This window comes from Vibrio sp. QJM3NY_15 (genome assembly GCF_057785995.1).
In genome coordinates, this window is sequence record NZ_CM173517.1 from 2,603,680 (window position 1) to 2,623,491 (window position 19,812).

General features: G+C 44.0%; 18 protein-coding genes. 4 read left to right on the forward strand and 14 right to left on the reverse strand.

Features of this window, described 5'->3' with window-relative positions:
- The first annotated feature begins 145 nt into the window (after positions 1–145).
- Positions 146–1,783, forward strand: a complete 1,638-nt coding sequence (locus AC3CKG_RS11540; RefSeq protein ID WP_488528380.1) for a KAP family P-loop NTPase fold protein — start codon at positions 146–148, stop codon at positions 1,781–1,783.
- 1,262 nt (positions 1,784–3,045) lie between these two features.
- On the opposite strand, the gene AC3CKG_RS11545 is transcribed toward AC3CKG_RS11540, so the two are convergent.
- From AC3CKG_RS11545 to AC3CKG_RS11570, 6 genes are all read right to left on the reverse strand, one after another.
- The gene (locus AC3CKG_RS11545; RefSeq protein ID WP_488528381.1) at positions 3,046–3,252 is read right to left on the reverse strand and encodes an antitoxin Xre/MbcA/ParS toxin-binding domain-containing protein; all 207 of its coding nucleotides are present in this window, start codon (positions 3,250–3,252) and stop codon (positions 3,046–3,048) included.
- Positions 3,253–3,422: 170 nt separating this feature from the next.
- Entirely contained in the window at positions 3,423–3,881 is a 459-nt protein-coding gene (locus AC3CKG_RS11550; protein WP_076651317.1) for a hypothetical protein, read from the reverse strand.
- The gene (locus AC3CKG_RS11555) at positions 3,878–5,866 is read right to left on the reverse strand and encodes a hypothetical protein (protein ID WP_488528382.1); all 1,989 of its coding nucleotides are present in this window, start codon (positions 5,864–5,866) and stop codon (positions 3,878–3,880) included. Before AC3CKG_RS11555 ends, AC3CKG_RS11550 begins: the two co-directional genes overlap by 4 nt.
- Positions 5,867–5,869: 3 nt before the next feature.
- A complete protein-coding gene (locus AC3CKG_RS11560; RefSeq protein WP_488528383.1) occupies positions 5,870–7,732 on the reverse strand; it encodes a hypothetical protein in 1,863 nt (620 codons plus the stop codon).
- Complete coding sequence (locus AC3CKG_RS11565) at positions 7,729–9,297, reverse strand: site-specific integrase (RefSeq protein ID WP_076651314.1); 1,569 nt, start codon at positions 9,295–9,297, stop codon at positions 7,729–7,731. Before AC3CKG_RS11565 ends, AC3CKG_RS11560 begins: the two co-directional genes overlap by 4 nt.
- Positions 9,298–9,365: 68 nt before the next feature.
- Entirely contained in the window at positions 9,366–9,815 is a 450-nt protein-coding gene (locus tag AC3CKG_RS11570) for a YcgN family cysteine cluster protein (protein ID WP_102518659.1), read from the reverse strand.
- Positions 9,816–9,974: 159 nt separating this feature from the next.
- On the opposite strand from AC3CKG_RS11570, the gene AC3CKG_RS11575 reads away from it, so the two are divergent.
- Together AC3CKG_RS11575 and aqpZ are read left to right on the forward strand one after the other, a co-directional pair.
- Positions 9,975–10,223, forward strand: a complete 249-nt coding sequence (locus AC3CKG_RS11575; RefSeq protein WP_017106172.1) for a YkgJ family cysteine cluster protein — start codon at positions 9,975–9,977, stop codon at positions 10,221–10,223.
- A gap of 93 nt (positions 10,224–10,316) precedes the next feature.
- Complete coding sequence (gene aqpZ, locus AC3CKG_RS11580) at positions 10,317–11,006, forward strand: aquaporin Z (RefSeq protein WP_065103189.1); 690 nt, start codon at positions 10,317–10,319, stop codon at positions 11,004–11,006.
- A 56-nt stretch (positions 11,007–11,062) separates the two neighbouring features.
- Here the strand turns inward: aqpZ and recR are convergent, their stop codons facing one another.
- From recR to AC3CKG_RS11615, 7 genes are all read right to left on the reverse strand, one after another.
- Positions 11,063–11,662: a recombination mediator RecR gene (recR, locus tag AC3CKG_RS11585; protein WP_017111149.1), complete on the reverse strand. Its 600-nt coding sequence runs from the start codon at positions 11,660–11,662 to the stop codon at positions 11,063–11,065.
- 81 nt (positions 11,663–11,743) lie between these two features.
- Entirely contained in the window at positions 11,744–12,073 is a 330-nt protein-coding gene (locus AC3CKG_RS11590) for a YbaB/EbfC family nucleoid-associated protein (protein ID WP_009848672.1), read from the reverse strand.
- Between the two features lie 184 nt (positions 12,074–12,257).
- Positions 12,258–14,540, reverse strand: a complete 2,283-nt coding sequence (dnaX, locus tag AC3CKG_RS11595; protein WP_488528384.1) for a DNA polymerase III subunit gamma/tau — start codon at positions 14,538–14,540, stop codon at positions 12,258–12,260.
- 17 nt (positions 14,541–14,557) lie between these two features.
- The gene (gene apt, locus AC3CKG_RS11600; protein WP_017106168.1) at positions 14,558–15,103 is read right to left on the reverse strand and encodes an adenine phosphoribosyltransferase; all 546 of its coding nucleotides are present in this window, start codon (positions 15,101–15,103) and stop codon (positions 14,558–14,560) included.
- A 163-nt stretch (positions 15,104–15,266) separates the two neighbouring features.
- Complete coding sequence (locus AC3CKG_RS11605) at positions 15,267–15,638, reverse strand: YbaN family protein (RefSeq protein WP_029225617.1); 372 nt, start codon at positions 15,636–15,638, stop codon at positions 15,267–15,269.
- A gap of 74 nt (positions 15,639–15,712) precedes the next feature.
- Positions 15,713–15,850, reverse strand: coding sequence for a hypothetical protein (locus AC3CKG_RS11610; protein ID WP_017106167.1), 138 nt, complete (start codon positions 15,848–15,850; stop codon positions 15,713–15,715).
- Positions 15,851–15,998: 148 nt separating this feature from the next.
- A complete protein-coding gene (locus AC3CKG_RS11615) occupies positions 15,999–17,102 on the reverse strand; it encodes a response regulator (RefSeq protein ID WP_017111151.1) in 1,104 nt (367 codons plus the stop codon).
- A 228-nt stretch (positions 17,103–17,330) separates the two neighbouring features.
- Here AC3CKG_RS11615 and AC3CKG_RS11620 point away from each other — a divergent pair, with 228 nt between their 5' ends.
- On the forward strand, positions 17,331–18,206 hold the full coding sequence (locus AC3CKG_RS11620; RefSeq protein ID WP_029223580.1) for a LysR family transcriptional regulator: 876 nt from the start codon (positions 17,331–17,333) through the stop codon (positions 18,204–18,206).
- Positions 18,207–18,284: 78 nt separating this feature from the next.
- Here AC3CKG_RS11620 and purF read toward each other — a convergent pair whose 3' ends face one another.
- Positions 18,285–19,799: an amidophosphoribosyltransferase gene (gene purF / locus AC3CKG_RS11625; protein ID WP_017106165.1), complete on the reverse strand. Its 1,515-nt coding sequence runs from the start codon at positions 19,797–19,799 to the stop codon at positions 18,285–18,287.
- Between the last annotated feature and the right edge of the window lie 13 nt (positions 19,800–19,812).

Sequence of the window (19,812 nt, forward strand, 5' to 3'; positions counted from 1 at the left end):
CTGTGGTTTTTTCTCCCTGTGTCTTTCCCTGTTTTTTCACTCTTGCTGTACCCATGATTACGACAACCATCAAGTAATTGCATTGGATTGATTTTTATGATGAAAAGTTAGACCATGCAGACAGTTAAAATGCATCGGAGTTTATATGCCAAGCAACGTAGTTATTAATTGGAGTCAGCCAGTCGATATTGATGGTGCTCACTACCCTAAAGACACGCTAAACCGAGCTAAATACGCTCAGTACCTATCAAACTTCCTTGCATCTAAAGGCTATGACGAGAGCGGAGACGGTGAAGACAAGAAGCGTAATTACGTACTCAACCTGAACTCCGAATGGGGCAGCGGTAAGACGTACTTTCTTAAACGTTGGGCAGAAGACCTCAAAGCACATCATCCTGTTGTCTACGTTGATGCATGGCAGCAGGACTATTCAGATGACCCGCTGATGACGGTGATTTCATCAATGGTAAGTCAGTTGAGAGAGCAAGCTGGTAGAGCTGAGGGCAATACTGCGATCAGTGTAATTGGCAAAGCTGGCGGTCTATTTAAGGCTCTAGCTCCAGCATTAGTCGGTGGCGTGACTAAGAAGTTTACCGGTATTGATTTTGCTGCTGTTATGAATGACGCAGAAGGAGCAAGTGCAGAGTCAGACATCAAGGATGAAGACGGCAATGCTTTGGACATGAGTGCTGCTGCGTCTAAAGCTGTGCAGTACATGTTAGATGAACATGAAGGCAAGGCGAAAGCCATTTCTGCATTGAAACAGAGTGTGAGTCAGTGGTTGGAAGCAGTTAAAGGTTTTACGGATAAACAATATCCAGCCTTTGTCTTCATTGATGAATTAGACCGTTGTCGCCCTAGCTATGCCGTTGAAATGCTGGAGACCATTAAGCACATCTTCGACATTAAAGGCGTAGTGTTTGTTGTAGCAACTGATACAAGGCAGCTACAGCATGCGGTGAAGGTAGTCTATGGACAGGGATTTGATGCAGATATCTATCTGGGGCGTTTCTTTAATACACGATACGCACTGAAGAAAATGCCGTTGAAAGAACTACTGTCAGTCCATTGTGATTTAGACAAGCTTTCATTGAACGCTTTGATCCAAAAAGGAATTGGGGTCTGGCCAAAACCTATGGATGTTAACGTGCACTTTGAAAACCTTTCCACCATTTATCGCGCACTAAAACTATCAGAAAGAGAATCAATTCAAATAACAGAAAGACTGGTGTCCATTGTCGATAACCTAGGTTCTGAAAGGTCTTTAGATGTTTATTATTTGGCTGTTTTAATGTGTTTGAAGGAAAAACACTTTAAGCTCTATGATCAGCTTCAGCATGTACCAATGATGTCTAAACACCTTGAGTACCAAGGCTCGCCAATGGAGAGGTTTGATCAACTACTTAACTGGGGTGGAGTAACGTTGAAGCTCGTTGCCAATGTTGATGATTACACTTATTCCGCATTTTCAGACGTTCATCCGATTTATGTATCTTTCCAAAATTCGGTCTACGACATCGAGATTCGCTCCCTGTTTGAGAGGATACATACTCATCACTTTGATGCAGAGCTTGCGAGAGTTGTCTGTACCAGAGCACAAGAAAATCTAAAGGCTACGGCTACTGAAGTGTCCGAACCACTAAGGGGGTCTGACAAGCTACGAGAAATATTCATCAGACATCAGGGAGATATTGTTTCGCTTGGTTTGAAGTATGAGGGGGTGGAAAGAAGATACTCATTCTACAAAGACCTCGTAGAACTCAGTACTGCTTTGGACATTTAACCCATGTTCTCCGGCTGTCAGACAAGGCATTTCATATTGCACCTGACAGCCCGTCTGCAAGGGTCATCTCCTTCTAAGACGACGATAGCTTTCGAGAAGATATTGAAGGCTATCCAAGCCTTAACGCTCGTTTTGCTTTTACAAACTGTGTGACTTTGTTGATTGGGTGAATGTACTTGCAAACAGGCTTGATACACATCTGAAAACTGCGTTACTGGCTTACTTTGACAATGAAGTGCAAGGTACTCAACTAGAATGGAAGACGTCAGTGGCTGACTGGGACTACTAACAATGCTTTTCTTAATCAGCCTGTCCTTATTCTGTCTTCGACACATGTTTGGCATTAGGAAATCTAACGAAAATTATAGGTGTGAGACTGATGTGATTTACTTTCGCCAACAAGAAATGGGGCAAAACCTTCCTAGAGTTATCACGTAAAATATGTGATCACGTAAAATATAAAGTGAGAATAACGTTTGCTGTCGGAAAGCCGCTTAGTAAAGCTGCTAGTCCATCTGTCAATTTCACCGTGAAATCCGACACAAAAAGGCAACTTAAACTTATGTTTTATAGGGATTAATTACGATTGCATAAGTTGTCATTTTTTTAGAAAAAACATTCCGAACTGAAGGGGCTCAATATCTGCCACTATACTATTGACCACTGGTAGCGCGTAATAAAGCTACTTTTTGTGGTGATGGTCGTGTCTGTGCTTTAGGAAAACTAAGCTAGCTCCCTTTGGATTTTAAACGTAACCATTTGTTTTATAGCTTCTTTATGGGGTGGGTAAGTTCATTTCGTAGGTTGCGATTCGCACACTGCGAAATGAGCGTCTAACTCGAAAAGGAACAGAATGTAAGCTTGCTACATACAGTTCTTAGCTTTAAACTAATGTTGAGAGCCTCGGGTATCCCTGCTTTTTCTTGGAGATACTATTTACTGTCTGGCCAGAAGTAATTGTATCGAATTGAACTTGGCTTATTTGCAAAGCAGACCACCGAGGACATATGATAAGTCTAGGTGCTTTCCCTCCCATATACTTTGGTGATAAAACACCCGACGTTGCACACAGAATGTGTTCCCTCTTCGATTTGAATGACAAACATTCTGTAAGCTGTTTACAAAGCCATAGGCATTGCCTGTGGCTTTGTCGTATCTGGGACTAAAAAACTGGTGCAGCAGGCTTACACACAAATTAATCTATTGATAGCTTCTTATGCTCTAAACTGATGTTTAGGGGCAAAAGCTTGTAGCAACAAAGCTCACGAAAACACTCCATGCTCTAAACTGCCAATCAAATTGAGTACAGCCTTGGTATCTTCGGCTGTCGAAAGCATATCAATTGGTCGTTTGTTACCAAGTCCTCGAACTGGGTGCTTAAGCCAGTGATTAGCATCTTCTTCACTACCAAACAGTGCTAACGTAGCCTGAAATACTTTATCAAAATTCTTTTTGGTTTCTTTATTCACCTTAAAGTCCGCCTAAATTTATGTGATAAGTCCTATACACCATACCAACATCAGAAAAAGTTGGTCAAATAATGATTAGCGAACGGATAGATAGTAATGAGCTCAGCAATCATGGGGCAGAAACGCGTTACGATCCTTTGCCCCCATTACACTTTGAGGGTGAGAGCACGCTACTTGATCGGCGTCACAGCTGAGTTTTCACTTAATAGTTCTTGCTGTAGATCAAACACCCTAAACCGGAGCCTCGCATTTTCAGCCTCTAGCTGCTTTCGTGCTTCAACGGCATTGTTTCGTTGCACCCTGTATTTATCCTTAAGCTCATTGGCTTTTTTTAGTTCGTGTTTTAGCCTATCAAGCTCAGGCAAAGGGACATCTAGCTCAATATCTAAACCTGTTGTCATCGCCTTATCGCGGTTGAGGTTATATTCATCGATAACAGGTTTGGCGTAGGCCACGAACTCTTTGAACTTATGGACATAGCTATTGCCAAGCTGGGCTTCATTATTGATTCGGTTTAATGTGAGTTTACCCGTTGCCTTAACATGAAGCGGCTTAACATCTAATAGTCGCTGAAATGCATTAACCAGTAACCCTTCTGCCTTGCAGGTTGCCTTATACTCTACTTTCATGACCACACCGCCATAATATCGTCATTGAAGCTATCAAATTGGATGCCGTGTTTAACCAGCGTTGGTTCAATCGACAAAATCTTCTTCTTTCTGGCATCCAGAATTAACTCATTCGCATAGTCACCCATTTCATTCACTGCCCTAAATGAAGCAATTAAGTGATCACGCTCCCTTGAAAGTCTTTTCGCTGCTTTATCAGTCACTACCTTATGCTCGCATGGTGCTTCAACAATATCCATTAGGGAGCAAAGGCGCTCGCAGTTACGGTTGGTGCAATACCCCCCTGTAGGAAGCAATACAATGGGTTTGTCACCAGACCTGACTAAAGCAAGCAGTTCACTTCTGGACATAACTATTTCTTCCCCCCGTGCTAGCCGCTCTGCTTTATTCTTGACTATACGTTCCCCTTCTAAACCACTTAAGGTATCGGATATATTATAAATCTCATCCCATGCGTCCACCGCTGAGCTTTCAATCGCTTCATCAAATTCACTCATTAACTGAGTATCCATCAACAGTTGGTTGGTACGCGCCAATTCGGAATAGTTCGCATACCAATTAGACATATTAATATTGCGGTGTTTAAGCTGGTATTTGACTGTGAGTGCGTTGCCCAGTCGGTTCTTTACCATAAAGACTACAAAACTCCGCCGTAAATCATGTGCACTAAGCTTGGGTAAACCACCTCCGACCTTTAAGCTCTCTGCGCGGCCTGGATTTAACAGGTCGAATTCATCAACGTCTTCAGCGGTCGCGATAATATTGAATTCCTTCATATTCAATCCATCTCTATTATTTGAACCATCAATCATGTACCTTAGAGACACTTTTTTTATGAGTACTTCGCTGTCATAAGGGATATCAGAAGAAATGAAGACACTCTCTAGATCTTGTCGCTTAGCATTATATTGGTCTTGGGTTAGCTGACCATTTCGATAACCGTTATCTAGCCGTTCTACCGAATACCTTCTCGCGGCTTGCGTGGCATCAAAAGCTAGCTCCAGGGCCAACTTTGCGATTGGGGCTGTATTCCACGTTGTATAAATCTTTTCGCCCTTATTTCCTTTTGTAGAAAACCCTGAGACCTTAGGTACAGCAGCCAGTGAATCGTCGTAGCTCTCTTTGTTCATGGAAAGCAACTCTTCCTTTCGGGCGGCGGAGAATAAACCCACACAAATAAAGCACATCCTGAGCAATGTGCCTAACCAATTTCCGCGCCTGTGAAATGAGAAGTCAGGAATGACTTTTCGTTCAGGCCATTTCTTTGTTCTATCAGACATCCTTTTGATGAATGTCATCATTTGCCTATCGCTTAGGGCACTCACGCCTAGCGCTTTAAGCTCAGCATTGAACATTTCATCCTGATAGGTGTAAAGCTTTTCCATCGCAGCTGAAATTTGGTGGCGATAGGGGTGATAGGTTTCCACAAACTCAACAACAGTTTTTAAAATACTAACATGAATCGCTTCAGGTAATGCGATTGCCTGACCGTCACCAGCATCAGGTTCAACCCACCGAATATAGTCTCGTTTATGGACATAACGCGTTACAAGACCCGCTCTATTCAGTGCATTAATCGTAGAGGCAAGGTCTCGGCACACACCTTCACCGCCAACCCCGTGTAATGTTTTGGAACACCTTTTCCATTCTCGTTCGCTAGAAAGTAAGCTGAATTCACTTTTTCCCCAGCGTGTTGCGAGGATGTTTAATTTACACCTACTCTTTATCAACGAGCTAACCGCAAAATGTGAATCAGAGACTGAGTTCTTCTTTTGCCATTGCATCAGCGCATATAGATAGGACTGAATATCGCGGCGGTACTTCTCATCAATATACTCAAAAGAAAGTGTTTTTTTATTCTGGTTCAGTGAGTGCAAATCCCACTCTACATCAAAGACACGTGACACACCCTTATCGTCAGAGTCAAACGTCACATACGGGTTTTCAGCGAACTCTTGGCGAAGCTGTATAAGCTGTTCAGACATAAATTACCCCTTAAAAAATTGGCTTGCGCTGGCTCTGTCTTGGTAAAGCGGATGGTAATCGCCATCATCCACCTTTAGTTTTGCTTGAGCGTAGTTTTTAGGTGCTTTTTGTTCCAATCTGATAAGGACTTTTTTTAACATCCCCTCCACCATGAAATACTCATATCTAGGTGCGGAATTACTCGCCACCATCTCTTTGAGGTCTTCTATTTGCTCTAAAAAAGACAACATCAACCAGATATCATTTTCTGATGCAACCAATCTATGTCTGTCGCAATCAAAGCAATTAAGAAAATCCGTACAGCGACCTGTATCGTTGGGAAAATCAATCCCCAACAGCTTCATGCGCTTCGCCTCAGCAACAAGTTTCTCTGGTGTTGGCCCTGCGCACCTGATACCACTGGCCGTTGTCATTAATGGCTGCTCATGGCTTTCACGGCTATGCAATTTCTTAGCATCATAATCTGACAAAATATCACTGTTCATCACCTTTGCATTCTCAATGGCTTTACCAACTTCCTCGCCCTTGGCAATAGCGTATTGTGCGCCCATCGTGGCATTAAGGTTGTTATCATGGTCTACCTGAACACCGCTAGAGTACGTTTTGCGGACAACCCCTATGCCATTATTCAACCCCAGTGACACAAGGAAGATATCTTCAGTGACTCGCATCAGTACATCAGATTTTGTTGCCCTGAATCGTCTTGTAGAGACCGATAAGCCCGTTATCTTTTTAAGCTGTGTATTGATGTAGCCAATGTTTGTACCATTCATATTGAATGTCCAAACCTCACCACTGGCACTAAAGAAAGGGCAAAGCGGTAGCTCATTTGACAGCGGGATACCCAGTGATTGATACATCAATTTGGACGTTTTTAACCATCGGGTGATCAGCTCTTTGGTTCGCTTGCTAAAGCCTGCGCTATTATCCAAATCCTTATAGCCAGCCCTGCTTTTTTTACCGTCAATAACAAACCGACCACTACCAATACTTTTAAATGAGACATCTTTATGTCGCACATTCGCGAGCACTGACTTATTCATACCTGTCAGCATTGAGAACACAAAAAACCAATTACGTGATGCATGATTATAAAATACCTGTCGATTAAATTGCTCAAGTGGAAGCTGACTGTACTTTATTAAAAGACCGCCTACTTTCATGCACATCTTGAAGCCTTTTTTCTTATGTGCCCTTTCCCGTAACGTCCAACCATTACGTTTTGCTTGTTCATCAAACAGGTCTTCATCAAAGAACGGATGAATATCTAGTAAATCATTTTTCTCAACCGCTTCCTGAAAGGCTAGTGCACCTTTAACCAATACCTTAGATAATGGTTTCAGCTCTGTTTTCACATGAAACGCCTTATTTGCAGCCAAAGGGTGTGCTGCAACTACAGGCATTGTCTTAAGGTCAGATTCTCGATTCCACAGCCTTAATAGGAAAGATAAGCTATCTCGAATCATGCTTACTGCCGATACCTGCTCACCTTTTTCGCGTAATTTATTGAAGTACTTAATACAATCAGTCATGACTGCATAGCTAAAAAAGTCACCTTGATAACCAATGCTGTCAAGATATTTAAAGTAACTAACAAGACCAGAAAAATAAGACCGCTTTGACCTATTTTCAGGTAAGGGATTTAGCGCTTGGTGAATATCCCTGACGATATCATCCCGATTCGCCAACACGCCATCCCTTGACTTAATCTGTTTTACAGTCGGGACGTTATGGTAGCGCAGGCGGTAGGTGTAATCTTTCAAGCCATTGCCAGAATCTAAAACCATATCTTTAAATCGAATTGGAATGATAGGTGCGCTGGTCTTCTTTGTTGTAATTTTGGTACGCTTACGTCCCTGCATCAAAATGAATCCTCTAAGTCATCAAAAGCGCCAATATAGTCCAGCACACTCTCATAAATTTCATCGGCGGAGGGCATATCCTGCGCTATTTTCAGGTACTCTATCGTCGTCGCCCTATCTTCATGTCCTAGCAACGATGACACCCTATCCAATGCCTCATCGGGTGTGATTGATGGGTTGCCATAGTCATCCTTTTTATTTAAAAGGTGGCGGAAGATATTCACAGCAAACGTTGAGCGTAAATTATGTAGGGAGCCGACAATCGGGTGGTCAAAACCTTGGGATAGGTTTGCAGTGTTACGTATTTCCACCCAGCGCCCAGTAAAGTCTTGTAGCCGCGTAAACATGGGTTTCCCGGACTGGGTAATAAACAGGTATTCAAGCTCGGGGTTAATAGCATCGTCACCCTCAAAGAAATGCGAATTACCTTCTTCCTTCAGCTCCTGACACCAAGTTTTAAACTTCTCAAGGCGCTTTTGATACCTGTCGGACTGCGAGTAATCGTAAAGCATCTTCATTAATGTGGCTGGGATAATGGTTTCGCGGCTTTTATTCTTCTCTGCGAAGCCCTCAGCGGTCTTTGTGAGTGATTTGTATTTATCACCGACACCCAAATTCATCACAGGCTTTTTAAACACCTCTTTGCCGTCCTGAATCATGGTTTCGGGGTTAACAATCTGTCCCAAATGAAGGCTCGCTGCTTCCTCACGGCGTAACCCAGTATTACGGCAAATCATTGGGTGCAGACAAAACTCAATCGGCAGTGAGTGCAGTTTATTGTTGTCACCATGACGAACTACCCTGCGGGACTTCATTAATATGTTTTGCAGGATATGCCATTCGTTACTGGTAAACGGTTTTAGGTCACGGCGTAGGTTGCTGAGGCTTGTGCCGCCACTGCGAGATGACTTAGCAAACTTAATCCGCATATCCGTCGTGTGCACCTGCTTACGCTGGTAAGCTTTCATACTGGATGCAGACGCCTCGAAATGGATATTCACTGTCTCAAACTGGAAGGGAGGGTTATTAAAGCGGATACCTTGGCGAAGGCAATGTTTATAGAAACCAACGACACTGCCCATATATTGTCTAGCTGTTGTTTTAGCCAATACACCATCAATAGCGAGTTGCTTTATTCCATCCCGATATTGGTAGGTTAACCGCTCTTGCTTGTTGCGCGGAAAGGCACTCCATTCTGGACGGGAATCATCATAGAGAGGGTCAAAGTCCCCTTCATCGTATTCAGCATCCCACCCTTCCTGTTTGTCCAATACAAAACTGAAGTAATGGGCAAGCCCCTGTGCGTCTGTACCAAGCTCAAGTACGCCATCATCGATTGCTTTCGACAATAAGAACTCATTGACCATGTCTAATGGTTGGTAGCTGATTAGGTTGTCTTTGTCGTCATACCCAGCGATATAGAGTAAGGGGAGTTTCTTGATTGGGAGCGTATTGCCATTGGCACGGTAGGTAACCTGGGGTTCACCATTCTCATCAATGGACACTAAAGGTTTCTTGTAAACGAAGTTAGGGATAGATGAAATTTGAATTTGGTAGTAGGTATCCATACCACGCCTCACTGAGCAATAACAAACTACAGTGAAGCTTAGTATGGATTCTCAACTTTAAAAGTTAATTAACGCTTTTTAGCCCATTCAGGTAAGTTTTGAATGTGGTCTTCCCAATCGACAACATCGATTTCGTATACCACTTTGTTACGAACGCTTTCACCAGCAGCATGCATCTCTGATTTAGAGCCCGTGATCAATGGGTGCCACTCTGGAATCGGCTTAGATTCTGATAGAAGACGGTAAGCACAAGTATCTGGTAGCCAATGGAATTCATGAATCTTATCACGAGTTAGCTTCAAACACTCTTCACCTGAAGTGAAGCGGTTCGGGTAGTCTTTACACGAACATGTTTTGTCGTTTAACCAACTGCACGCCACGTTGGTGTAGTAAACTTCATCGCTATCTTCATCCATTAGTTTATGTAGGCAACACTTACCACAACCGTCACACAGTGATTCCCACTCGTTCTCGGTCATTTGTTCTAGTGTCTTTTCTTGCCAAAATGGATTCGTCATAGGATTACTTCTTACTCTTTTACTGGGGTGCGTGTTATACCGCTAGCCCATAAAAAGTTCAAGGATAATAATTGTTCATTCTTTGATTCAATCAACAGCTGTCACTCTCATCATTTTTTGCTACTATCGCGCACCCTGTTATTTAGTGAGTTTAATTTGATGGAATGTCGCCTAGGTTGTGGAGCATGCTGTGTCGCTCCAAGTATTACATCTGCTATTCCTGGAATGCCAAATGGCAAGCCTGCTGGCGTGCGTTGCATTCAATTAAATGAGCAAAACCTCTGTAAGCTATTTGGTCAGTCTTCACGCCCCAAGGTGTGCCACCAATTTAAAGCTTGTCCTGTCATCTGTGGAAAAACAGATCAAGAAGCACTTGATAATCTTATTGAGCTCGAAGCAATAACCTAAGAATACTTTTCTTTTTATATATGCCCAAGATTTCACAACTTTGATAAATTTAAACTATCTTATTGATACTGGTAAAGATTAATAAGGATAGTTATGAATAAGTATATCGCAGAAATGTTCGGTACATTTTGGTTGGTGTTAGGTGGTTGTGGTAGTGCAGTCTTGGCCGCCGCTTTCCCCGATGTGGGAATTGGTCTACTCGGAGTTTCCCTCGCCTTTGGTTTAACCGTACTCACCATGGCCTTTGCTATTGGGCATATATCAGGTTGTCACCTCAACCCTGCTGTCACCATCGGTCTATGGAGTGGTGGTCGCTTTGATGGCAAAGATGTTGCGCCTTATATTATTGCCCAAGTGATTGGCGGTATTATCGCAGGTGGCGTGTTATTTGTGATTGCTTCTGGCCAAGCTGGCTTTGATGCCGCAGCGTCAGGGTTTGCTTCCAATGGTTATGGAGAACACTCACCGGGCGGTTACTCGCTCACAGCGGCTCTCGTTTGTGAAGTGGTCATGACCATGGTGTTCCTATTCGTGATTATGGGCGCGACTGATTCGAAAGCACCAGCTGGGTTTGCACCTATCGCAATCGGTCTCTGTTTAACCTTAATCCACCTTATCAGTATCCCTGTAACGAACACTTCTGTGAACCCCGCTCGAAGTACTGGTGTAGCAGTGTTTGTTGGTGATTGGGCTGTTTCGCAACTATGGCTATTCTGGATTGCACCGATTATTGGCGCCGTGATTGGCGCGATGATTTACAAAGCAGTACGTGGCAAGGATTAAGCATTAAATAGATAAGAGTTTAGAACAAATAAAAAGCCGCTCAATGAGCGGCTTTTTTAGATCTTATGACGACCGAGTAAGGAGTGCGAAAGCGTGGTGCCATCCACCAGCTCTAGCTCACCACCAACGGGAACACCATGGGCGATACGACTTGCGTTCACTTCATGGGCATTACATAGCTCAGCAATGTAATGCGCTGTTGCTTCCCCTTCCACTGTCGGGTTGGTCGCTAGAATTACTTCAGTGATATCACCACGACGTAAACGGTAATCCAAAACATCGAGACCGATATCACTTGGACCGATACCATCAAGTGGTGAAAGATGCCCCATAAGCACAAAGTAACGACCTGAATATTGGCCAGTTGCTTCAATGGCTGCAATGTCTGCAGGGCTCTCAACTACACAGATTTGACCGTTATCCTGACGTTTAGGATTGGTACAAATGTGGCAAGTATCTTCTTCAGTAAAAGTACGGCACTCATTACAATGACCAATTTCAGTCATTGCTTGGCTAAGAGCTTCAGCCAATTGTAGGCCGCCTTTTCTATCGCGCTGTAACAAATGAAAGGCCATACGCTGCGCCGACTTGGGGCCAACCCCAGGTAGACAACGTAAGGCCTCCATCAAATGCTCCAGCATATGACTGGTACGCATATTTAACCGTTCTAACTTTTAAAGTAACGGCCTATTTAAAATAGGCCGTTGGTAGAGACAAGTCTCTTATAAACAAGTCGCTTAGAAAGGCATTTTCATACCTGGTGGAAGTTGCATCCCACCAGTTACGCCAGCCATTTTCTCTTTTTGAGTCTCTTCAACACGACGAGCTGCATCGTTAAAAGCGGCTGCGATAAGATCTTCAAGCATCTCTTTATCGTCTTCCATTAGGCTTTCATCGATATCAACGCGACGAACACTGTGACTACCAGTAATCGTAACTTTTACAAGGCCAGCACCTGACTCACCTGTAACTTCCATATTTGCGATTTCTTCTTGAAGCTTTTGCATGCGCTCTTGCATTTGCTGGGCTTGCTTCATCATGTTGCCCATACCGCCTTTACCAAACATGTTATTACTCTCTGGTCTAATTGGTTTATTAAAATCATTTAAGCTACTAAGGGCTTAAATGGGGGTTAAAGCTCTGTGATTCAACCCCACGAGTTCAGTTCTCTGATTTGCTTTCCAAGGATGGTATGCCCATCACTAAATGAAAGAGGGATCGATCCTGCTAGAACGTTGCATTGGAGGAACGTTATATTGGACGAACGCTATCTCTATCAAGCTCGGCAGCAAAACGTCTTTCGATAAACTGTACGTTGGCATCGTTCTCCAAACTGGAAAACGCGTCTTTCAACTTGCTTTGATACAGCCTTTCTCTTAATTCTAGTGGCGTTTCTCCACCATCGCCGATTTCCACACTCAAATGACACTCTTCTCCGAGCACAGCATTGAGCGACTGTAATAGCTCACTTTGTGCACGGTCGGTATTCAAGTGAGCTTGGCTCGCTCTCAACGTTAAGGCAATCGAAGTGCCATTTTTATCAAACACTGAGTTCAACGCTAACTGTTCAACAAGCTTCGCGGTCTCTAGCTTTTGAATCGTGGCGGACCAGTCATCTTGAGCAATAGATTCTTTGAGCAATTTCTCGACCATTTCTGGTGTCTTAATATGCTCAAGCGCGCGCTTGATCTGAGTAGGTGTAAGCTCTTTGCTGACTTCTTTTACTACAGGTTTAGACGGTTTCCAACGATAAGGTTCATTATCATTGGTAACATTTTCTGTCGAAGAGGTCTTTAAAGAAGCTGGCGACACCCGCTCAGAACCACCGTGCTGCTGAGCAACTCGGTCAAGAACTGAAGTTTTAGCTAGTGTCGCTTTAGCCTTTTTTGGCGTTGAGCCTTTGCTTTCTGGGGCTGCACTGCCTCTGCGTTGAGAACGCAGTTGGTGGCGTAAACCACTTACTGGCGATGAAGAGCGTGCTGGTTGTTCTTGTTGCGTCGGTTCAGTGCTTGCCTGTTGAGGCTGGCTCTGATTCGTCGCTTGATTCTGCTGTGGTGGCATTTGCTGAGTCGCAGGACTCATCACTTGCTCTGCACCGTAGCTAGGACGTTCGTCATAAGCAGGTGGCGCATCATACTGACTGTGTGGGTAATCCTGTTCTGGATAACCTTGGTTGCCTGAATGATCAGCGTAACCTTGCGAATCTGAATATTGCGCCAGGTTCTGTTGTTGATGTTGTTGCACAGGCTGCTGCTGAACAGGAGCTTGTTGAAGCGCTTGTTGCTGCACTTGAGGCTGCGAAACCACAGGAGCCTGAACTGGCTGTCTCGAAGCTGCCATTGGCGCTGGCTGGCTCACAGGCTGAGCAACGCTTTGAGCTGGAGCTTGTCCTTGAACTGCTTGCGCTGGGCGAGTCGACTCAGTCGAGATAGCCGTCGCACTAACTTGCTCTGCAGGTCTGAATGCCAACATACGCAGAACCACCATCTCAATGCCAACACGAGCGGTTGGTGATAATGGAAGGTCTTGACGCCCTTTCAACACAATCTGATAGTACAGCTGGATATCTTGTGGGCTCAACGCTTTGCTAAGCAGTTCTAGACGTTCAGCATCAGGCTGCGCTTTATCTAAGGTTGATGGCAGCGCTTGGTACATGGCCAGACGATGCAATTGGGTCGCAAGTTGACTCAGCAACCCATCCCATTCCACGCCATTCTCAGCAAGACCTTGGATGCAAGCCATCGCCACTTGTGGCTGCTTACTGCTGATAGCTTCAAGTAGATGAATCGCTTGATCAGTGTCCAGAGTACCGAGCATATGAGCCACAGTGTCTGTTTCAACATTACCGTTACCCAACGCAATAGCTTGATCCGTTAGACTCAGTGCGTCACGCATACTGCCGTCAGCAGCATGAGCAATCATACCTAACGCACGAGACTCCGAGGTCACACTTTCTTGTTCAAGAATATGATCGAGTTGCTCGTGGATATTATCGACGCTAATCGGCTTGAGATGAAACTGAAGACAACGTGAAAGAATCGTAACCGGAAGCTTTTGTGGATCGGTCGTTGCGAGCAAGAACTTCACATACTCAGGCGGCTCTTCTAAGGTTTTTAGAAGCGCGTTGAAACTGTGCCTAGACAGCATATGTACTTCATCGATCAGGTAAACCTTGAAGCGACCACGTGCAGGCTTGTACTGGACGTTGTCCAAAAGCTCGCGGGTATCTTCTACCTTAGTTCGAGATGCAGCATCGATTTCGAGAAGATCAACAAAACGACCTTCATCGATCTCTTTACAGGTTGCACACTCACCACAAGGTGTTGAGGTAATGCCTGTTTCACAGTTTAGGCCCTTAGCGAATAAGCGGCCGATGGTCGTTTTACCGACACCTCGAGTCCCGCTGAACAGGTAAGCATGGTGCAACCTGTTCTGGCTAAGTGCATTCTCTAATGCTGTTAAAACATGGGCTTGACCAACCACTTCTTTGAATTTGGTTGGTCGCCATTTTCGCGCTAACGCAAGATAGCTCATGAATAATTCCGAAAGGATTAGTGACCGTCGAATTCGCAGATGCTAAACACTTCAAGATCTAAACCTTGTAAGCGTTTTTCACCACCGATTTCTGGAAGGTTAATAACGAATGCAGCGTGCTCTACCACACCGCCAAGTTGACGGATCAACTTAGTTGTTGCTTCAATCGTACCGCCAGTTGCTAGCAAGTCATCAACCATAAGGACTTTGTCGCCTTCAACAATAGCATCCGTATGGATTTCTAACGTATCCGTGCCGTACTCAAGCTCATAAGATTGTGCCACAACTTCACGAGGCAGCTTGCCTGGCTTACGAACAGGAACAAAACCAACACCTAGCTCTAAAGCTAAAGGTGCACCAAACAAGAAACCACGAGCTTCAGTGCCCACGATCTTAGTAAAGCCCATGTCCTTATAAGTTTCCGCTAACAGTTCGATCGTCGCTTTGTACGCGGCTGGATCTTCCATCAAGCTTGTCACGTCACGGAATAAGATACCCGCTTTTGGGTAATCAGGAATGGTTTTGATGCTTGCTTTGATCAGAGCGATTTTTTCTGTGTTCATAATCTTATGCACTTCATTAGGCCGCTTTCCAAACTCTCATTAACGAGTCGAACACGTTAATGCACTGGATTAAGGAAAGGTACGATTGGTATTCATTGCAACGAGAGTCATAACTCTGATTGCTGAAATAATAAACGCCCGCTATTGAAGCAGGCACACTGGCTTAATGGTAGTGATTTTCTTTGCTGTCAGCAACCAACTCATGGGTTGGAAGTCGCATAAACCATGTGAGAAGAATAACAAGTACACAAATTAGGAAGGCCTTGACCCAAATGATTGGGGCAAAGTAGATCGATAACGCAAAACTCAACAAGATAAAGAATACGCCACGCGTTTTAACTTGTTTGGTCACAGCACCATGTTGATACCAATTGTTCAGTAGCGGGCCGAGCGTTTTATGCTCATGCATCCATTTGTGAACTTTAGGGTTACTTCGCATGAAGCATGCGCTAGCAAGAAGGAGAAAAGGTGTTGTGGGCAGAACAGGTAAAACAATACCCAAAACCGCGAGGAATATACAAAGGCCACCAGCAATATTCAGGCTTAGAACTCGAACGCTAATTGTGGCCTCCTTGAGTTAGCTATCATAGGTTGACTAAAATAACTTAACTAGAATGTTGCGTAGCCATTGAATACACGAATCAACGTTAGTGTTGCTGGTAGCAATGGAATCATTAAAAATGCGGCTAAAAAACCGAGAAAATAGAATACATTAAACGGGTCTTTAAAGTCTTTGTTATCTGCCATGATTGCTTCTTATTTTTGTTAGTAAAGGTAAGTATCTGGCGAACCAAACCCTCTTTGCTAAATCGACATTTAACAAAAAAGGCATAGCCACACCATTTGCGCAACTATACCTTAATCAATTATTCACAAAAACCGAGGAAAAATAGGGTTAATCGGTTGACCCTTGGTGGATATCTAAGCTGAAACTCGCAGAACCCAGTAGGCTTAATGTCAGCTGACAGCCCTGTTGAATGGGCAAGTCACGAGTAATGAAGTTCTTCTTACAATTTTCTCCCAAACGTTCACCAGCAGCAATGTGTTGATTCAACTCACCATTTGACCACTGCCCGTCTAAGCCCGCAGGCAAAATAGAAATAGTACCTTCAGCGAGATCAGCGACGCCGAACAAAGCGTTAACCGGTGTTGCACATTTGGAGCATTGAATGCCTTTCTCTAAAATCTCAGCTATATCTTTGAGATCAACGTTAAAATCTTTTCTATTGCGTATGTAATCATGGAATAGCGCTCTCACCAACAGGGTACTGGCTGAGCTGCCATTATCGGAAGAAGCCGAGTCGACGAGGTAAAAAGCAAACTGTCCGTTCATCATCCACGCGTAATCAAAAACAAGCGGCATCATTTCTGTCGACTGTAACAATCGATAACTACAACGCCATGAGCCTTGTCGTGTGTCTTTCTCTGGAAGCAGCGCGTGCAATAAGTCTCTTGCAGCACTCGGGTTCTCTTGCAGGTAGTTTAGATGCCAATGCAACTCTTGGTCTTCTGGGATCTCGCCACCGTCATCAACGCAGAACCATTGGCTTGAAAAATCTCGTTGGTCTGAAATGTTATCGAACGAATCTGTCAATGTATTCGCAATTGCACTTCCTAAGTGGCCGTGATCCTCTAGAGGTTTCGCTAAAAAGTCTTTGATACCAAATCGTAATGCTTTCGCCACATCAGACATATCATCAGTGCCAGACACAACGATCATAGGCAATGACGGGTACTCCAAGCTGAGCTCTTCTACCAGCTCTATGCCGTCCAGAATCGGCATTGATAAGTCACACACAATTAAATCTGGCGCTGAGTCTCTAAGCTTTTGCAGAGCGTCCAGTCCATTTTCAGCCTCAACCACTTTATAACCAATCTTGTCTAAATAGGCGCTGGTTATACGGCGAAAAATAGGATCATCATCAACCAACATAACGCATTTCTGGTTGGGAACTTCCTGAGCCGAGGTCATTACTGGCTGACTGTGAGTTTTGTACATAATCTCTAACCTCACAAAACTAAGTCGAATTATTATTGTTATCTGTTCTAAGAACTAATATAAAACTTAGTAATAAAATGCTAAATACACAAATGTGCACTCTTTACTGGTAATTCGTGACAAGGGTTGGAATACTGGTAAATAGTGCAACGAGTTGACTTAACGCAAACATTGATCTCAATATTACGTATAAATTAGATGAGATTGTAAACAAATGTGTCTGGATTTATGAAATTAGATGATTTAAACCTCTTTCGACTCGTCGTTGAAAATGGGAGCTACACCGCAACATCGCGCAAGACTATGATTCCGGTTGCGACCATTACACGACGCATCCAAGCCCTAGAAGACTCTTTGAACCTAAGGCTTCTTAATAGACACGCGCGTAAACTCTCTTTAACAGAGGCTGGCGAACGTTTTTTCAATGAATGCTCACCGTTACTACAACGTCTGTCTTCTACAGCAGAAGAACTCACTGACGTGTGTAAGGGTGCTTCAGGGAAGATTCGCATTACCGCTCCCTCTAACCTGACCAAGCGCATGATGATGCCGATGTTCAGCGAATTCATGACTCAATACCCTGATATCAATATTGAGTTAATGATGAACAACCAAGCTGATCAGCTCGACCCAACAGAGTGGGATGTCATTTTCAGAGTTGGCCCGCAGCGTGATTCAAGCTTAATCGCCAGAAAGATCAGTGAAGTCAAAGACATTCTGATCGCGAGCCCTGACTATTTAGCGAAGAACCCAGCTCCAAGCCACGCTGAAGAACTGGCGAATCATTCTTTACTCAAAGGTTACCCGCTGATTAAGTGGCAGCTGAGTAATTCGAATGACGAGACAGTTGTTAATAGCGAGAAAGGTCGTTTCAATGCGAATGCGCTTAATGTCGTGAGACAAGCCTGTTCAGAGGGCCTAGGTATCACCCTAATGCCTGATGTCATGATCCGTGAATACATTGAAGATGGCAGCTTAGTGCAAGTCCTAGAAGACTGGAGTGCTAACCCTCGTGATATTTACATGCTTTATAACCACAAAGACCACCTGCCAGAGAAGGTTAGATTGTTTATCGATTTTGTGATCGCATACCACATTCACTAAGATTCAATCCCCTTCCCCGCAAACAAAAAAACCAGAGCCGATGCTCTGGTTTTTTATTACTCATGTTTTATGAGTACGCTAAGCGCCTTCGTTATGTAACTCTAGGTTCGCGAGATCTTGTTGAATCTCACGCTCGACCTTTGAATCGTCATTACGTAAAGAATCTAGGAAATCTAAGTACGCTTGGTCGATATCGCCTGTTACATACTCACCGTTGAATACAGAAGTATCAAAACGAGAGATGTCTTGATTACCCATACCTACAGCAGAGATTAAGTCTGGTAGCGTTTGGAAGATCAAAGCGTCTGCGCCGATCTGCTTACAAATCGTTTCGTTATCACGGCCATGAGCAATAAGCTCAGTCGCGCTTGGCATATCGATGCCGTAAACATTCGGGAAACGAACCTCAGGAGCAGCAGAAACCATGAAGACTTTGCTTGCACCAGAATCACGAGCCATCTCAATGATCTGCTCTGATGTTGTACCACGAACAATCGAGTCATCAACCAATAGAACGTTCTTACCTTTAAACTCAGAACGAATCGCGTTGAGTTTACGGCGAACCGACTTCTTACGTTGCTGCTGACCAGGCATGATAAACGTGCGGCCAACGTAACGGTTTTTCACGAAACCTTGACGATATGGCTTATCAATCGCTTGAGCAATGCGTAGCGCAATATCATTTGATGTTTCAGGAATTGGAATAACCACGTCAATGTCTAGGTCTGCGTACTCTTCTTTAATACGCTTACCTAACATCTCACCCATCTCAACGCGTGCGCTGTAAACCGAAATTTTATCGATGAATGAATCAGGACGAGCAAAGTAAACAAACTCAAAAATACATGGGTTTAGTTGTGGGTTGTCTGCGCATTGTTTAGTGAAAAGTTCACCGTCGAACGTTGCGTAGATAGCTTCACCAGGAGCAACATCGCGCATAAAATCAAAACCAACAGCATCTAACGCTACTGACTCAGACGCAACCATGTACTCTGTTTTACCGTTAATCTCACGCTTACCAAGACACAGTGGACGAATACCATGTGGGTCACGGAATGCGATCATGCCGTGGCCGATGATCATCGCTGTCACTGCGTAAGCACCACGAATAGTACGGTGCACGTTGGCAACTGCGCGGAACACATCTTCTGAAGTCACATTACCTTTAACCGTATCGATCTCATGAGCCAATACGTTCAGTAGAACTTCAGAGTCAGACGTTGTGTTGACATGACGGCGGTCTTTTTCGAACAACTTCTCACGAACTTCACTTGCATTCGTTAGGTTACCGTTGTGCGCTAACGTGATGCCAAAAGGAGAGTTTACGTAGAAAGGTTGCGCTTCAGAAGCACTCGAACTTCCCGCTGTAGGATAACGAACATGACCAATACCAACGTTACCTTGGAGGCGCTGCATGTGTTTTGCTTCAAAAACATCTTTAACTAAACCGTTCGCCTTACGCAGACGGAAACGATTGCTTTCTATGGTACAAATACCAGCGGCATCTTGGCCACGATGCTGCAATACCGTTAAAGCGTCATAAATAGACTGGTTTACAGGTGTTGAACCCACGATTCCAACAATACCACACATGTCCTAATCCTCG

Bases quoted from the DNA above. Each gene is read 5' to 3' on its own strand.
- AC3CKG_RS11610 (WP_017106167.1), bottom strand. From the start codon at position 15,850: ATGGCAGATAACAAAGACTTTAAAGACCCGTTTAATGTATTCTATTTT.
- AC3CKG_RS11615 (WP_017111151.1), bottom strand. From the start codon at position 17,102: ATGTACAAAACTCACAGTCAGCCAGTAATGACCTCGGCTCAGGAAGTT.
- AC3CKG_RS11540 (WP_488528380.1), top strand. From the start codon at position 146: ATGCCAAGCAACGTAGTTATTAATTGGAGTCAGCCAGTCGATATTGAT.
- AC3CKG_RS11590 (WP_009848672.1), bottom strand. From the start codon at position 12,073: ATGTTTGGTAAAGGCGGTATGGGCAACATGATGAAGCAAGCCCAGCAA.
- AC3CKG_RS11575 (WP_017106172.1), top strand. From the start codon at position 9,975: ATGGAATGTCGCCTAGGTTGTGGAGCATGCTGTGTCGCTCCAAGTATT.
- purF (WP_017106165.1), bottom strand. From the start codon at position 19,799: ATGTGTGGTATTGTTGGAATCGTGGGTTCAACACCTGTAAACCAGTCT.
- apt (WP_017106168.1), bottom strand. From the start codon at position 15,103: ATGAACACAGAAAAAATCGCTCTGATCAAAGCAAGCATCAAAACCATT.
- AC3CKG_RS11555 (WP_488528382.1), bottom strand. From the start codon at position 5,866: ATGTCTGAACAGCTTATACAGCTTCGCCAAGAGTTCGCTGAAAACCCG.
- recR (WP_017111149.1), bottom strand. From the start codon at position 11,662: ATGCGTACCAGTCATATGCTGGAGCATTTGATGGAGGCCTTACGTTGT.
- AC3CKG_RS11570 (WP_102518659.1), bottom strand. From the start codon at position 9,815: ATGACGAATCCATTTTGGCAAGAAAAGACACTAGAACAAATGACCGAG.
- AC3CKG_RS11550 (WP_076651317.1), bottom strand. From the start codon at position 3,881: ATGAAAGTAGAGTATAAGGCAACCTGCAAGGCAGAAGGGTTACTGGTT.
- AC3CKG_RS11620 (WP_029223580.1), top strand. From the start codon at position 17,331: ATGAAATTAGATGATTTAAACCTCTTTCGACTCGTCGTTGAAAATGGG.
- dnaX (WP_488528384.1), bottom strand. From the start codon at position 14,540: ATGAGCTATCTTGCGTTAGCGCGAAAATGGCGACCAACCAAATTCAAA.
- aqpZ (WP_065103189.1), top strand. From the start codon at position 10,317: ATGAATAAGTATATCGCAGAAATGTTCGGTACATTTTGGTTGGTGTTA.
- AC3CKG_RS11565 (WP_076651314.1), bottom strand. From the start codon at position 9,297: ATGGATACCTACTACCAAATTCAAATTTCATCTATCCCTAACTTCGTT.